The 14,857-nt window shown below is 67.3% G+C and carries 16 protein-coding genes; 3 read left to right on the plus strand and 13 right to left on the minus strand.

The genetic code is table 11. The features are described from left to right. Positions 1–229 precede the first annotated feature (229 nt). The 6 genes from LDO54_RS06280 to mltG all read right to left on the minus strand — a co-directional run bounded on the left by LDO54_RS06280 (position 230) and on the right by mltG (position 5,235). Positions 230–586 carry a Rap1a/Tai family immunity protein gene (locus LDO54_RS06280; RefSeq protein ID WP_224008110.1) on the minus strand — a complete coding sequence of 119 codons (357 nt, stop codon included), beginning with the start codon at positions 584–586 and terminating at the stop codon, positions 230–232. A 216-nt stretch (positions 587–802) separates the two neighbouring features. After that, complete coding sequence (locus LDO54_RS06285; protein ID WP_224008113.1) at positions 803–1,516, minus strand: ankyrin repeat domain-containing protein; 714 nt, start codon at positions 1,514–1,516, stop codon at positions 803–805. 77 nt (positions 1,517–1,593) lie between these two features. After that, positions 1,594–2,379: a TatD family hydrolase gene (locus tag LDO54_RS06290; RefSeq protein ID WP_224008116.1), complete on the minus strand. Its 786-nt coding sequence runs from the start codon at positions 2,377–2,379 to the stop codon at positions 1,594–1,596. Between the two features lie 91 nt (positions 2,380–2,470). Next, positions 2,471–3,517 (minus strand): DNA polymerase III subunit delta', encoded by a 1,047-nt coding sequence (locus LDO54_RS06295; RefSeq protein ID WP_224008119.1) that lies wholly within the window; start codon positions 3,515–3,517, stop codon positions 2,471–2,473. An 86-nt stretch (positions 3,518–3,603) separates the two neighbouring features. After that, a complete protein-coding gene (gene tmk / locus LDO54_RS06300; RefSeq protein ID WP_224008122.1) occupies positions 3,604–4,224 on the minus strand; it encodes a dTMP kinase in 621 nt (206 codons plus the stop codon). Continuing rightward, complete coding sequence (mltG, locus tag LDO54_RS06305) at positions 4,225–5,235, minus strand: endolytic transglycosylase MltG (protein WP_224008124.1); 1,011 nt, start codon at positions 5,233–5,235, stop codon at positions 4,225–4,227. A 77-nt stretch (positions 5,236–5,312) separates the two neighbouring features. On the opposite strand from mltG, the gene ygfZ reads away from it, so the two are divergent. Then, positions 5,313–6,371, plus strand: a complete 1,059-nt coding sequence (ygfZ, locus tag LDO54_RS06310) for a CAF17-like 4Fe-4S cluster assembly/insertion protein YgfZ (protein ID WP_224008127.1) — start codon at positions 5,313–5,315, stop codon at positions 6,369–6,371. Between the two features lie 90 nt (positions 6,372–6,461). After that, positions 6,462–7,310, plus strand: a complete 849-nt coding sequence (locus LDO54_RS06315; RefSeq protein WP_224008130.1) for an NRDE family protein — start codon at positions 6,462–6,464, stop codon at positions 7,308–7,310. Positions 7,311–7,319: 9 nt separating this feature from the next. Here LDO54_RS06315 and LDO54_RS06320 read toward each other — a convergent pair whose 3' ends face one another. The 6 genes from LDO54_RS06320 to LDO54_RS06345 form a co-directional block, all read right to left on the minus strand. After that, positions 7,320–8,291: an alpha/beta hydrolase gene (locus tag LDO54_RS06320; RefSeq protein WP_224008133.1), complete on the minus strand. Its 972-nt coding sequence runs from the start codon at positions 8,289–8,291 to the stop codon at positions 7,320–7,322. Positions 8,292–8,364: 73 nt separating this feature from the next. Continuing rightward, positions 8,365–9,261, minus strand: coding sequence for an SDR family oxidoreductase (locus LDO54_RS06325; RefSeq protein WP_224008135.1), 897 nt, complete (start codon positions 9,259–9,261; stop codon positions 8,365–8,367). Positions 9,262–9,363: 102 nt separating this feature from the next. Continuing rightward, on the minus strand, positions 9,364–10,362 hold the full coding sequence (locus LDO54_RS06330) for an NADP-dependent oxidoreductase (protein ID WP_224008138.1): 999 nt from the start codon (positions 10,360–10,362) through the stop codon (positions 9,364–9,366). A 148-nt stretch (positions 10,363–10,510) separates the two neighbouring features. After that, complete coding sequence (locus LDO54_RS06335) at positions 10,511–10,960, minus strand: PaaI family thioesterase (protein ID WP_065065532.1); 450 nt, start codon at positions 10,958–10,960, stop codon at positions 10,511–10,513. 125 nt (positions 10,961–11,085) lie between these two features. Further along, the gene (locus LDO54_RS06340; RefSeq protein ID WP_224008141.1) at positions 11,086–11,388 is read right to left on the minus strand and encodes a Dabb family protein; all 303 of its coding nucleotides are present in this window, start codon (positions 11,386–11,388) and stop codon (positions 11,086–11,088) included. 129 nt (positions 11,389–11,517) lie between these two features. Further along, positions 11,518–13,005: a PLP-dependent aminotransferase family protein gene (locus tag LDO54_RS06345; RefSeq protein WP_224008144.1), complete on the minus strand. Its 1,488-nt coding sequence runs from the start codon at positions 13,003–13,005 to the stop codon at positions 11,518–11,520. Positions 13,006–13,188: 183 nt separating this feature from the next. Here LDO54_RS06345 and LDO54_RS06350 point away from each other — a divergent pair, with 183 nt between their 5' ends. Then, positions 13,189–13,575 carry a hypothetical protein gene (locus LDO54_RS06350; protein WP_224008147.1) on the plus strand — a complete coding sequence of 129 codons (387 nt, stop codon included), beginning with the start codon at positions 13,189–13,191 and terminating at the stop codon, positions 13,573–13,575. 33 nt (positions 13,576–13,608) lie between these two features. Here LDO54_RS06350 and LDO54_RS06355 read toward each other — a convergent pair whose 3' ends face one another. Then, positions 13,609–14,787, minus strand: coding sequence for an acetyl-CoA C-acyltransferase (locus LDO54_RS06355; RefSeq protein ID WP_224008150.1), 1,179 nt, complete (start codon positions 14,785–14,787; stop codon positions 13,609–13,611). Positions 14,788–14,857 lie beyond the last annotated feature (70 nt).

Consider the following 14,857-nt stretch of genomic DNA (forward strand, 5'->3'; position numbering starts at 1 on the left):
TGTAAAGACGCGCTAAAGATTGCGCGGATGCTGCGGGCCGTGCTGAACGTACTGAACGTGTTGAACGAGCCAATGTGCGCGCCGCCGTGGGCGGCCGCTACGCGAGACGCGGCGGCGCAAAAATGCCGCCGCGCAGGAGAATCGACTGATGATCGCGCCGTTGGTTCAACGGCGCACAGGATGCGAAATGAAGCGGCAGGACGGTGCGAGTCTGCGCTCAGCGGCGCACTCAGTTACCCGTCTTGCAGGGAAACGCCTTGCCGAGCCCAAGCGAAATCGCCGTGCTGGCGTTGTAGCCCGCGATGTTCGGGTTGTCGGCGATGTACTTGCGCACGGCATCGGTCAGTTGCGAGGAACGCGCATCCGCCGGCAGGCAGAAATATTGGCCGACGCGCGGACCGGTCGTGCCGCCGATCGCGTCGATGGTGTTGAAGATGCCGTCGGCGGCACCTTCGATATACGCCGCGCACGCACTGCGCGAGGCCACGTCGGTCTTCGAGCAAAGGCGGTTGAGGTCGCTTGCGGTGAATGCGAAAGCCGAGAGCGGCAAAACGAGCGCGCCGGCGCAGAACAGAGCCCGCAGCATGGTTCTCCTTGAATCGTCGTGTGGTGCGGCGCCCCCGCGCCGCAAGCCGCCCGCCGGTGCGCGCCTGAGGCGCCGCCGCCGGCAAGGGGCAATTTCGCTATTGTGCACTGTTTTGCATGACTGCCGCTCAGGTCCGGTTCGCGCCGCACCCTCGGGAGCCATGCATGGGGGCAGAACAGAGGCCGCGTGGCGGCGGCCCCCCATGCGGTGGCGCGCTTACTGCGCCGTCTGGCCCATGCGCGCCGAGAGGTCCTTGATCGCGTCCGGCGCCTTGTACTGCTTGGCGAAATCGAGCGCGTTCATGCCGATCTGGTTCTTGGCCTGCAGATTCGCGCCGTGGTCGAGCAGCAGCTTGGCGGTGGTCATGTGGTCGCCGCGCGCCGCCATCATGAGCGGCGTGGTGCCGTTGGGCGACGGTGCGTTCACATCGGCCGAATAGCCGATCAGCAGCTTCGCGACTTCGTCGTTGCCGTTCGCGGCCGCGTAGTGCAGCGGGGTCCAGCCCTGCTTGTTGACGTCCGCGCCCTTGGTGATGAGCATTTTCACGAGATCGACGTCGCCGTTCAGCGAGGCCAGCATGAGCGCGTTCTCACCCGCCTTGTCCTGCGCGTTGATCTTGATGGCCGGATTGTCGAGCAGCACCGCCGCGACCTTGTCCGACTTTTCCCGCGCGGCCAGCACGAGCAGCGGCATGCCCTGAGCGTCGGTAGCGTTCGGGTCCATGCCGTTGGCGATGTCCTTGGCGACGCCCTTGTCGTCGTCGAACTTCACGCCTTTCACGAGCGAATCGATCGGCGCGGCGTGGACCGGCGCGCTGACGAGCACGGCGGCGCCCATGCCGAAAGCAAGCGCGGCGGCGACGCGGCGCACGGCGGCGCCCCGGACGGTTTGCGCGGATTTCACGGTGGACAGTTGCGAATTCGAGTTCATGTCAGGCCTTAACGTTATTCGATATCTGATTGATAACACGCCGTTTTTTCAGCGGCATTGCCCGTGGCGGCCGCGTTTCAGGCCGAAGCCGGAATCTTGAAAAGCCGGAAAAAATTCTGCGTGGTGGCAGCGCCGAGTTCGGCGTCCGGCAATCCGCGTTGCTGGGCAATGAATCTTCCGACATGGCTGACGTACGCAGGTTCATTGGGTTTGCCACGAAATGGCACTGGCGCAAGATAAGGCGAGTCCGTTTCGATCAAAAGGCGCTCGATCGGCACGCGGCGCGCGACCTCCTGCACGTCGGTCGCGCTCTTGAAGGTCACGATGCCCGACAGCGAAATGAAGAAGTTCTGCGCGATGGCGCGCTCGGCGATCGCCCAGGGCTCCGTGAAGCAGTGCATCACGCCGCCCGGCTCGCCCGCGCGCTCCTCTTCCATGATGCGCAGCGTGTCCTCGGAGGCGGCGCGCGTGTGCACGATCAGCGGCTTGCCCGTAGCGTGCGCCGCGCGGATATGCACGCGAAAGCGCTCGCGCTGCCATTCCATGTCGTCGATGGTGCGTTCGCCGAGACGGAAGTAATCGAGCCCCGTTTCGCCGATCGCGACCACTTTCGGGTGTTTCGCCAGTTCGACGAGATCGGCGACCGAAGGCTCCTGCACGTCCTCGTGGTCAGGATGCACGCCCACCGACGCGTAGACGTTCTCGTAGCGGCTCGCGATGTCGAGCACCGAGGGCAGCGTCTCCAGATCGACCGAGACGCACAGCGCGTGCGTGACGGCCTGCTCGCGCATGTTCTCGAGCACCTGCGGCAGCCGGTCGGCGAGGCCCTCGAAGTTGATGTGGCAATGCGAATCGACAAACATGGACTAGTCCTGCGGTGAATTTCGTTAAGGCTGAGCGAGGCTCAAGGCGCGGGGCGCGCTGGGCGCACCGCGTCGCATCGTCAAAAGCGCGTCAGGCGAACATTTCACGATAGCCGAGAAACAGTTCCTCGAACACGAGCCGCGCGTTGAGCGGATGGTTTTCGATGGCGCGCTGGCGCGTCACGGTCTTCATGTAGCGCGCGAGCGCCGGGGCGTCGAGCTTCGCGGCGCAGCGCCCGAGCGCGGCCGCCGACTGCGGGTAATAGCGCGGACGGCCCGCCGTGCGTTCGGCCAGCAGATCGTAGACCCAGCGCTGGAGCCAGCCGAGCACCAGCGGCACCGGCAGCTTTTGCAGCGTCTCGCCGCAGGCGAACGGATCGCAGGCCGGACCGGCGGCGAGCTGGGCGAGCGTCCAGTCGCGCAGCGTGCGGTTTTCGTCGCTCGCGAGCGCCAGCGCCGCAAGCGGCGCGCCGCCGGCTTCGGCCAGCAGCCCGGCCGGATCGTCCACGCCCTGCTGCGCGAGCCAGGCCTGCGCCTCGGCGGGCGCGGGCGTGCTCATCGGCCACTGGCGGCAGCGGCTGATGATGGTCGGCAGCAAGCGGTCGATGCGCGCCGACACCATCAGGAACACCACGCCCGAAGGCGGTTCTTCGAGCGTCTTCAGCAGCGCGTTCGCGGCGGCCACGTTGAGCGCCTCGACCGGATACAGCACGACCACGCGCAACCCGCCGCGATGCGAGCCCACGCCCGTGAAGTCGAGCAGCGCGCGCACCTGCTCGATGCGGATTTCCTTGCTGGGCGCGCGGCCCTTCTTGCCTTCGTCGTCGCCCTTGTCGGCTTTCTCCGGCTTGCCGTCGCTGTCGTCGCCGCCCGTGGGACCGACGAGGCTCGCGAGCGCCTCGGGCACCACCGCGCGGTAATCGGGGTGATTGCCCTGCTCGAACCAGTGGCACGCCGGACAGGCGCCGCACGGCTGGCCGTCGGCGTGCGCCGACTCGCACAGCAGTCCCTTCGCCAGATGCTGGGCGAACTGGAGCTTGCCGATGCCGGCCTGGCCGTGCAGCAGCAGCGCATGCGGCCAATGGCTGCGCAACTGCTGAAGGCGTTCCCAGTCGCCGCTCTGCCACGGATAGATCATATTTAAAATCAATCAGTTAGGCATAGTTCGCGAGACATCGCACGAACTTCGCCGTTCATATAACTTCGCCAAATAACGCTTTGCAATCAAAGCGTTGCGATGATCTGCTCAAGCTTCGTGCGAATCTCGTCGATGCTCTGCGAGGAATCGACGATCGCGAAACGGTACGGCGCCTCTTCCGCGCGGCGCAGGTACTCGGTGCGCGTGCGCGTGAAGAACGCGTCGGTTTCGCTTTCGAAGCGGTCCGGCTCGCGCGCCGCGCCGCGCCGCTCGCTGGCGGTGTCGGGCGCGATGTCGAACAGGATCGTCAGATCGGGCTGAAAACCGCCCTGCACCCAGCGTTCGAGCGTTTCCAGCTTGTCGCGCGGGAGGCCGCGCCCGCCGCCCTGATAGGCGAAGGTCGCATCGGTGAAGCGGTCGGACAGCACCCAGTCGCCGCGCGCAAGCGCCGGCTCGATCACGCGCGCGAGGTGCTCGCGGCGCGCCGCGAACATCAGCAGCGCCTCGGTTTCGAGGTCCATCTGCTCGTGCAGCAGGAGATCGCGCAGCGATTCGCCGAGCGGCGTGCCGCCCGGTTCGCGCGTCATGACGACCGTGCGGCCCCCGGCAGCGAGCTTCTGCTCGAGCTGCTCGCGAAACCAGGCCAGATGCGTGGTCTTGCCCGCGCCGTCGATGCCCTCGAACGTAATGAATCGGCCACGCGCCATTTAGTTACCCCGGATATATTTGTCGACGGCCTTGTTGTGGTCGACGAGATTGTCGGAAAACACGCTGCTGCCGTCGCCGCGCGCCACGAAATACAGCGCGCCGGTCGCCGCCGGATTGAGCGCCGCTTGCAATGCCGCGACGCCGGGCAACGCGATCGGCGTCGGCGGCAGCCCTGGGCGCAGGTAGGTATTGTAAAGAGTGTCGGTCTGGAGATCGCGCTTGTGCAGACGCCCCAGATAGCCCGCGCCCATCCCGTAGATCACCGCCGGATCGGTCTGCAGCGGCATGCCCACTTTCAGGCGGTTCGTGAACACGGCGGCCACCAGCGGACGGTCGCCGGCCTTGCCGGTTTCCTTCTCCACCAGCGAGGCGAGCGTGAGCGCCTCGTAAGGCGACTTCAGCGGCAGGCCGGGCGCGCGCGCGGCCCACGCCTCGTTCAGATGCGTCTGCATCAGCTTGTAGGCGCGGCGGTAGACGTCCAGATCGCTCGAACCCTTGTCGAACAGATAGGTGTCGGGGAAGAACAGGCCCTCGCCGCTGCCCTCGGGCGCCTCGGGCGCGCCGATCGCCGTCAGAAGCTGGGCGTCGTTCATGCCCGCCGTGTCGTGGCGCAGCGCCGGATTGGCGTCGAGCTCGTCGCGCATGCGCTTGAAGGTCCAGCCTTCGATGATGGTCGCGACATATTCGTTGACGTCGCCGAGCGCCATTTTCTGCAGCACTTCGTAGGGCGTGACGCCCGCCTTGAATTCGTAGTTGCCGGACTTGAGATGGCTTTGCAGCCCGAGCGCGCGGGTCATCAGCACGAACAACTGGGGCTGGACCGGCACGCCGCCGTGGCGCAACTGGGCGGTAACACTGCGCACGGTGCTGTGCGGCTTGATGGTGACGTCGAGCTGCTGGACCGCAAGTGCGACGGGCGTGGTGGCCCAGTACCAGACACCGCCTGCGGCGGCTGCGCCCAGCACGGCGCACGCGACGCCGGCGGCAAGGCATTTCTTCAGGAGGGACATGGAAACATGACTCAGGGGGACCTCATATAATAACTGCTTGCCCTCGCTAAAGTCAGGATTGACTGTTCCCCGAATCCATGAACTCCCCGCTCGCTCCCGCTGCTCCGCTTTCCTCCACGCCCGCCACGCAGGCTGATTTGCCAGCGGCATTGCCCACACCGACGGCCGCCGACTTCGACGCCGCGCTCAAGGGCGGCGCCTACGCGATCCTGCCGCAGTTCGGCGTGATCGACGCCAACGGCGACGACGCCGCCAGTTTTCTGCACAGCCAGCTCACCAACGACATCCAGCATCTGGACGTCGCGGGCGCGCGCCTCGCCGGTTACTGCTCGGCCAAGGGCCGCCTGCTCGCGTCGTTCCTCGTCTGGAAAACCGGCGAGACCGTCCGTCTGCTGATCTCGAAGGACGTGCAGGCCGCCGTGCAAAAACGCCTGTCGATGTTCGTGCTGCGCGCCAAGGCGAAGCTCGTCGACGACAGCGACAAGCTGCTCGTGGTCGGCTTTGCCGGCGACGTGCGCGGCGCGCTCTCGGGCGTGTTCGACGCGCTGCCCGACGGCGTGCACGTGAAGGTCGACGACACCGCCGGCTCGCTGATCCGCCTGCCCGACGCGGCCGGCCGTCTGCGCTATCTGCTGGTCGGTCCGAAAGACGCGGTCGAAGCGAAGCTCGCCGCGCTCGACGGCCAGATCGCGCGCGTCACGCCCGCGCTCTGGGACTGGCTCGACATCCGCGCGGGCGAGCCGCGCGTCACCCAGGCGGTGAGCGAGCAGTTCGTGCCGCAGATGATCAACTACGACGTGCTCGGCGGCGTGAACTTCAAGAAGGGCTGCTATCCGGGCCAGGAAGTGGTCGCGCGCAGCCAGTATCGCGGCACCATCAAGCGCCGCACGGCGCTCGCGAGCGTCGCGGCCGGTCTGGACGCCGCGCGTCCGGGCGTCGAGCTGTTCCATGCCGACGATCCGGGCCAGCCCTGCGGCATGATCGTGAACGCGGCGGCCGCGCCCGAAGGCGGCGTCGACCTGCTCGCCGAGATCAAGCTCGCGGCGCTCGAAGCGGGCAGCGTGCATCTGGGCGCCGCCGACGGCCCCGCGCTGCGCTTCCTGCCGCTGCCCTACGCGCTGCCCACCGAGGTCTGACGCGTTGCCGCCGCTCGCAGTGACGGCGTGCGCGCCGGTTGAAACGCGGCTGCGCGCCGCGTGCGGTCTCCATGACGGAGGCCGCGCGCCATGTGCCTGATCGTGTTCGACTGGCGCCCGCATGCGACCGAAGGCGCGCGCTTCACGCTCGCCGCGAACCGCGACGAGTTCCTGCGCCGCACCGCCGCGCCGCTGCAATGGTGGGACGACGCGCCCGGCGTGCTCGCGGGCCGCGATCTGGTCGGCGGCGGCACGTGGCTCGGCATGACGCGCGGCGGACGCTTCGCCGCGCTCACCAACTATCGCGCGCCGCGCGACATGCGCCCCGACGCGCCCACGCGCGGCACGCTGGTTTCTCGCTGGCTGATGGGTTCGTCGGCGGCGACCGGGACATTGCCCGACACCGCGCTCGGCTATCTCGACGAAGTCGCGCGCGACGGCGCGCTCTACAACGGCTTCAATCTGATCGTCGGCGACTGGACGCGCGGCGAGCTGGCCTGGTACTGCAATCGCGCCGACCGCGCGCCCGCCCTGCTGCCCGAAGGCACGCACGGCATTTCCAACGCGGTGCTCGATACGCCGTGGCCGAAGCTCGTGCACAAACGCGCGGAACTCGCGCAATTCACGCAACGTGCGCGCGAAGGCGCGGACGTGCCGCTCGAACGTCTGATCGAGATGATGCGCGACCCGCGCGTGGCGCCCGACGCCGACTTGCCCGCGACCGGCATTCCGCTCGAACGCGAACGCGCGCTGTCGGCGGCCTTCATCGAAACGCCCGAATACGGCACGCGCGGCACGACGGCGCTGCGCGTGCGCGTGGACGGCACGCGCCTGGACGTCGAAGCGCTCGAACGCAGCGACGACGATGGTTCGCACCGCATCGTGCGTCCCGGCGCGTTCGAGCGCCGCGAGACTTACATCATCGACGCGGCGCGCTAAACCGCCGCTTTACCCTTCCTCACCGAACGCCGCGCGCAACGCTTGCGCGGCTTCGGCATGCGCGCGCCGCGCGTCGTCCACGTAGGCGCCCATCTTGAAGAACTCGTGGATCATGCCATCGTAGCGCGCCAGCGTGACGGCGTTACCCGCCGCACGCAGTTTCTCCGCATAGGCCACGCCCTCGTCGACGAGCGGATCGAATTCCGCCACCGCGATCCACGCGGGCGCGAGGCCGCGAAAATCCAGCGCGCCTTGAGGACCTTTCGTGCCGTCGAGCGGCGCGAATCGCCAGTCGTCGCGATCGGACGCATCACGCACGTAATGATTGAAGAACCACTGGATCGTGGGCGCGGTCAGCAGATAGCCGTCGGCGAGACGCCGGTGCGAGTCCGTGTCCTGATGGCCGCCCGTGCCCGGATAGATCAGCATTTGCAGCACGGGCGCGAGGCCCGCGTCGCGCGCGAGCACGGCGCAGACGGCGGCGAGCGTGCCGCCCGCGCTGTCGCCGCCCACAGCCAGGCGCGCGGCGTCGATGCCGTATTCGGCCGCGTGCGCGTGCAGCCACGCGTAGGCGTCGAAAGTGTCGTGAACGGCGGTCGGAAACTTGTGCTCGGGCGCGAGCCGGTAATCGACCGAGAGCACCGCACAGTGCGCGTCGCGCGCGAACATGCGGCACAGCGCGTCGTGCGTATCGACGCTGCCGACGGTGAAACCGCCGCCGTGGAAATACACCAGCGCGGGCAGCGGCTGCGCCCAGTTCGGTTCGACTGGTTGATAAAGCCGCGCGCGGATCGTCTCACCATCGCGCATGGGAAGACGCAGATCGTCGACCGAATGCATCGGCGCAGCAGGGATCTCCAGCACCGACGCGCTTTTCTCGTAGGACGCGCGCGCGTCCTGCGGCGTGAGTTCGTGATACGGCGTGCGGCCCGCGCGGGCCACCATTTCGAGGACGAGTGCGATCTTCGCGTTCAGCGGCATGGTCCCGGTACGTGCAAGAGATAAGTTGGCGGATAACGCGTTGCGCAACCGGGACCGTCAGGCTGAATTCGCGTCAGGACGCAGCGCTGGTTTTCGCCTCGGCCTTCACCTCGGGCTTGAGCGAGAGCGGATCGGTCGGATTGCGCAGCGTTTCGATGTCTTCGTGGCGCAGCTTCACCGAAGCGAGTATGCCCGGATGCGTGAGGATGTAAAAGCGCGCGTCGCGCACCGCGTCGAAGGTCGCCTTCGCGACATCGTCGGGCGTGAGGCGGCCCGAACGCACGGCGCGCTGCAATTGCAGATCGGCGGCCTGTTGCGAGCGCGTGGGCGGCTCGTCGTTGCGCAGATCGTCGGGACGGCTGCGCTCGGCGTTGGCGATGCCGGTCGGCACGAACGCCGGGCACAGCAGCGAGCAGCTGACCACGTCGCTCACATTCTTGAGGTCGTGATAGAGCGTTTCCGTAAGCGAGACCACGGCGTGCTTCGACGCGTTGTACACGCCCATCGCGGGCGGCGACAGCAGACCCGCCACCGACGCCGTATTGACGATATGCGCGCGCTCGCCCTGCTTGAGCATGATGGGCGCGAAGCTGCGCACGCCGTTTGCCACGCCCATCACGTTCACGCCGAACACCCACTCCCAGTCCTTCGCGCTGCTTTCCCAGAGGTAGCCGCCGGTGCCCACGCCCGCGTTGTTGAACAGCAGATGGACCTTGCCGTAGGCGTCGAGCGCGGCTTGCGCGAGCGCGTCGACCTGAGCCGGATCGCGCACGTCGGTGCGCACGCCGATCGCCTGTGCGCCCTGTTCGCGCATCGCCTGCACGGCGGCGTCGAGCGTGGCGGCATCGACATCGGCGAGCACGAGCTTCATGCCTAGCGCGGCGGCCTGCTGCGCGAATGCGCGGCCAAAGCCGCTCGCCGCGCCGGTGATGACGGCCACGCGGCCTTCGAACTGAAATGGATCGGACATCGCGTCTCCCGCCTGTTCGTTAGGTGTACAAAGATACCGGTCAGAAGCCGGTAGATGATCGGTGAAAATACGGGCCGCCGCGCGGGCGGCCCATCAAGTGCATCAGATCAGCTTGACGAGTTGCTTGCCGAAATTCTGGCCCTTGAGCATGCCGAGGAACGCGGCGGGCGCATTGTCCAGGCCATCGGCGATCGTCTCGCGATACGCCAGTTGCTGCTTCGCGACCAAGGTGCCCAGTTCGCCGAGCGCCTGCGGCCAGACGTCCATGTGTTCGCTCACGATGAAGCCCTGCACCAGCAGGCGCTGCGTGAGCAGCAGTTGCGGATACTTGAGCGGCATCGGCTCGCCGTCGTAGCCCGCGATCATGCCACACAGCGCGATGCGGCCGAACGCGTTCATGCGCGCGAGCGTGGCGTCGAGCACCGCGCCGCCGACGTTTTCGAAGTAGCCGTCCACGCCGTCCGGCGTCGCGGCCTTGAGATCCTGATAGAGATTGCCGGCCTTGTAGTCGACGCAGGCGTCGAAGCCCAGTTCCTCGACCACGTAACGGCACTTTTCCGCGCCGCCCGCAATACCGACCGCGCGGCAGCCCGCGCGCTTCGCCAGTTGGCCGACGACGCTGCCCACCGCGCCGCTGGCCGCGCTCACAACCACGGTCTGGCCGGCCTTCGGCGCGATGATGCGGTTCAGCCCGTACCACGCGGTCACGCCCGGCATGCCGACCGGACCGAGATACGCGGAAAGCGGCACATGCGTGGTATCGACGACGTGCATGTCGTTGCCCTCCGAGGTGGCGAATTCCTGCCAGCCGGCCATGCCGACCACCTTGTCGCCGACCTTGAATTTCGGATTGAGCGATTCGACCACCTCGCCCACCGTGCCGCCGATCATCACCGAATCGAGCGGCTGCGGCGCGGCGTACGACTTGCTGTCGTTCATGCGGCCGCGCATGTACGGATCGAGCGACAGATAGTGATTGCGCACGCGCACCTGACCCTGAGCGAGCGGCGCGAGCGGCGTTTCGACGAGACGGAAGTTATCGACGCTGGCAGCGCCTTCGGGACGCGAGGCGAGCAGGATCTGGCGATTGGTCTGGGTCATGTTGGCGTGGTCAGGCTTCGAAGAGGCGCGGCACGAGCCGCGCGGGATGGAAACGGATGCGCGCCCGCGATGAATACGTGAATGCTCGCATGCAGGACGGACGCGCAAGCCAGGCACGAAGCTCGGCAAAAGCGGGCGAAAGCGGCGATCAGCCGTCGCTCGGACCGGGCTTCGCGTTGGGATCGCTGCGCAGGCGCTGACGCGTGACGTCGCGTCCCACGGCGAGCTTGCGCATGTATTTGAAGGTGCCGAGCGCCTTGGCGACGAAATGGCCTTCGCTGTCGCGGATCTCGCCTTCGCAATAGGCCATCGTGGTCGAGCGATGCAGCACGCGGCCATAGGCGCGCAGTTCGCCGCGTCCCGGCTGCATGAAATTCACTTTCATCTCGACCGTGACGACGCCCACGCCGTCGGCGGCCACGCTACGCGCGGCCATCGCGAGCGCGATGTCGGCGAGCGTCATGGTTACGCCGCCATGCGCGACGTCCCACGTGTTCAGATGGCGTTCGGCGAGCGGCAGCATCACTTCGCTCGCGCCGTCGCGCGCGCTCACGAGCTGCGCGCCCAGATGATCGACGAACGGGCTTTCGATCACCATGCCGGCGTTCTGGGAATCCTGTTGCTGCGCTTGTTGCTGGCCTTGTTGCTGGGGCGGCTGCTGGGCTTCGCCGCCGCTCGGCGCGCTGCCCTGGGTGGTATCTGCGGTTCCGATCATGGCTAGATTCAAACGACGTAATCGACAGCCTGACGCGACTCGACCACGCGCTTGGCGAAGTCCTTCACGACGAGGTGTTCGGGGTGAACCTGGTACGCGTCGAGCGCGGCCTTGTCGGCGAAATCGGAGAGCAGCGCGAGGTCGTAGGTCGAATCGAGCCCTTCGCCCGCCACGCCGACTTCCAGATGCAGCGTGCCCGGCACCAGATCGCGGCAGCCTTCGAGCAGCGTCTTGAACTTCGCGACATTCTCGGCGCGCGTCGCGCCTTCGGCCGATTCCTTGAGCTTCCACATCACGATATGACGAATCACGGTTTCACCTTTTCACTGTTGCTTGAACGGGGCTCGCGCGCCGTGCGGGGCACGGGCGCAAGGCAGCCGTCATGATACCCGCGCAGGCGCGCGGGTATGGCGCGCTCATGCCTTCGTTCATGTCGTTGTTCACGCTTCGCGCCCCGCACTTTCGCGGGCCAGCCGATGCGCGATCGCACCGATACGCAGCAGCGCGTCGTCGGCGCTATGGGGCAGCGGCCCCGGACAACTCACGCGGATGCAGTGATCGAAACGCCCCGAGTTCGAGAACACGGTGCCGGGCATGATGCGGATGCGCTCGGCGAGCGCGGCGTCGAACAGCGCCATCGACGAGACATGCCGCGGCAGTTCGATCCAGAACGCCAGGCCGCCTGGCGGCGGCGTGAAGCGCGTGCCTTCGGGAAACGCCGCGCCGATGCCCTGCGCCATGCGTTCGCGCTGCACGCGCAGCCGCTCGCGCAGGCGGCGCAAATGGCGTTCGTGCGCCTGGCTTTGCAGGAATTCGGCGAGCACGGCCTGCGAAAGCGGCTCGTTGAGCCGCGACTGCGAAAACTTCAGCATGGCGATGCGCGCGTGCCAGCGTCCGCCCGCCATCCAGCCCACGCGCATGCCCGGCGCGAGCGTCTTGTTGAACGAGGTGCAGTGAATCACCGTGCCCGCGCTGTCCCACGCTTTCAGCGCGCGCGGCGCGCTCTCGCCTTCGACGAGTTCGCGGTACGGATCATCTTCGATCACGGCCACGCCCGCCTGCGTGCACAACTCGACGATGCGCTGCTTGTGCGCGTCCGGCATCACACAGCCGAGCGGATTCTGCAGATGCGGCACGACCACGACGGCCTTCAGTTCGGGATGCTGCTGCAAGGCGAATTCGAGCGCTTCGACCGACAGTCCCGTGGTCGGGCTCGCGGGAATTTCGAGCGCGCGCAGGCCGAGACTTTCGAGCACCTGAAGCAAGCCGTAAAAGCACGGTGATTCGACGGCGACCGTGTCGCCGGGCTGCGTCACCGCGCGCAAGGCGAGATTGACCGCTTCGGTGCCGCCGTTCGTCATGACGATGTCGTCGGCATGGACGGCGAAGCCTGCCGCGAGCGCGCGGCGCGCGATCACGGCGCGCAGTTGCGGATCGCCGCGTTCATGGCCCGGCGACGTGAGCAGATCGGGACGGCGGCGCAGGATGCGCACGGCGATCTTCTGCAATTCCTCGCCGGGAAACAGCGCGTCGGCGGCGGTCACGCCACCGAGATTGAGTGCGTCGGGCACCTGCTGAAAGCGCGCCACAAGCGCGGAAATGGCCGCATGCATGCCGACGAACTGGGCGACGAGCGGCTCGCGCTGCGCCGCATCGCTACCGTTGTGCCAGTCGGGCTCACGCGCGGCGGGCAGCGTGTTCGCGCTCGCCGCGCGCACGAAATAGCCCTCGCGCGGCCGCGCCTCGATCAGCGACTCGCGTTCGAGCACGCGATAGCTTTCGGTCGCGGTGGCGAGACTCACGTCGTGCTGGCGCATGAAGGCGCGCATCGACGGCATGCGGTCGCCGGGACGCAGCACGCCGCTTTCGATGGAGCGCCGGTAGTGGCCGGCGAGTTGCCGGTAAAGAGGCTGATCGGGGACGTTCATCGGTCGATGATGCCAGAGCGGCGGGCGAGCGCGACAGATACACGTCTTGCCGCTTTGCACCGATACAGCGCGGCGTTTCATGCCGCTGTAGCGCAACGGATCGCGCCCCGTTGTGCCTGTTGCGCACGCGTGCGCGCCCATAAAGTCGGGGCATGTCCGCATTTCAACGTTCAGGTCTCGATCATGCACGACTTGCCCACCCTCTCGTCTGTCGCCCCAGGCGCGTCAGGCAGCACGCTGCTGCGGCTCGCGCCCCATCAGGTTCACTGGACCGCCTTGCGTCGCGGCGCGTCGCTCGTTGCGGTCGAAGGCACGCTGTGCCTGACGTATCGCGATGCCGCCCTCGTCTCGGCCGGTCACGTCGCACCGCTGTTGGCGCGGCGCATCGACGAAGGCGAGCGTTATCCGATCGAGGATCGCGGCTGGTACGGCTTGAGCGGCGCGGGACGCGAGCCCGCCGGCGTGCTGATCGTGCCGGCGGCCACTTCGCCGCTGATCGCGTTGGCGCGCCGCTGGATTGCGCGCGCCAGCGCCTGGGCGCTGCGTCCCACGCGTGAAGGCCGCGCCTGAACGCGCGCCGCCCTCACGCTCACGCGGGACGCGTTACACGACTTCGAACAGCCCCGCCGCGCCCTGACCGCCGCCGATACACATCGTAACGACGACGAGCTTCGCGCCGCGGCGCTTGCCTTCGATCAGCGCGTGGCCGGTGAGACGCGCGCCCGACACCCCATACGGGTGACCGACCGCAATCGCGCCGCCGTTCACGTTCAGACGGTCGGCGGGAATGCCGAGCTTGTCGCGGCAATAGAGCACCTGCACCGCGAACGCTTCGTTCAGTTCCCACAGGTCGATGTCCTCGACCTTGAGGCCCGCCTGCTTGAGCAGCTTCGGCACCGCGAAGACCGGGCCAATGCCCATTTCGTCGGGCTCGCAACCGGCCACGGCGAAGCCGCGGAAGATGCCGAGTGGCTGCAGGCCTTCGCGCTCCGCGACCTTCGCGTTCATCACCACGCAGGCGCTCGCGCCGTCCGAGAACTGGCTCGCGTTGCCCGCCGTGATCACGCCGCCCGGCATAGCCGTGCGAATCTTCGAGACGCCTTCGAGCGTGGTGTCGCCGCGAATGCCTTCGTCCGAGGAGATCGTGACTTCCTTCGTGATGAGCTGGCCCGAGGCCTTGTCGGCGATGCCTGCGAGCACCGTCATCGGCACGATTTCGTCGTTGAAGAGGCCAGCGGCCTGCGCCGCCGCAGCGCGCAGCTGCGATTGCACGCCGTACTCGTCCTGGCGATCCTTCGAGATCTCGTAGCGCTTCGCGACGTTTTCCGCCGTTTGCAGCATGCTCCAGTAGATTTCCGGCTTGTGCTGATTGAGCCAGCCTTCGGCCATCATGTGGCGGTTCATTTCGTTCTGCACGCACGAAATGGATTCCACGCCGCCCGCCACGAACACGTCGCCTTCACCGGCGATCACGCGTTGCGCCGCGAGCGCAATCGTCTGGAGTCCCGACGAACAGAAACGGTTCACGGTCATGCCCGCCACCGACACCGGCAGGCCCGCGCGCAGCGCAATCTGGCGCGCGATGTTCGCGCCGGTCGCACCTTCAGGATTTGCGCAACCCATGATCACGTCCTCGACGCGCGCGGGGTCGATCTTCGCGCGCTCGACGGCGGCCTGCGTGACGTGGCCGCCGAGCGTGGCGCCGTGGGTCATGTTGAACGAGCCCTTCCACGATTTGGCGAGGCCCGTGCGGGCGGTCGAAACGATTACGGCGTCAGTCATCTGTGTGTCTCCTTGTCGATCGGCGCTTGCGCCTTTGCGCGGTGCGCCGATCCCATCCCAATGGGTTGAT

This window comes from Paraburkholderia tropica (assembly GCF_914484835.1).
In the GTDB taxonomy this organism is placed as follows: Bacteria; Pseudomonadota; Gammaproteobacteria; order Burkholderiales; family Burkholderiaceae; genus Paraburkholderia; species Paraburkholderia tropica_A.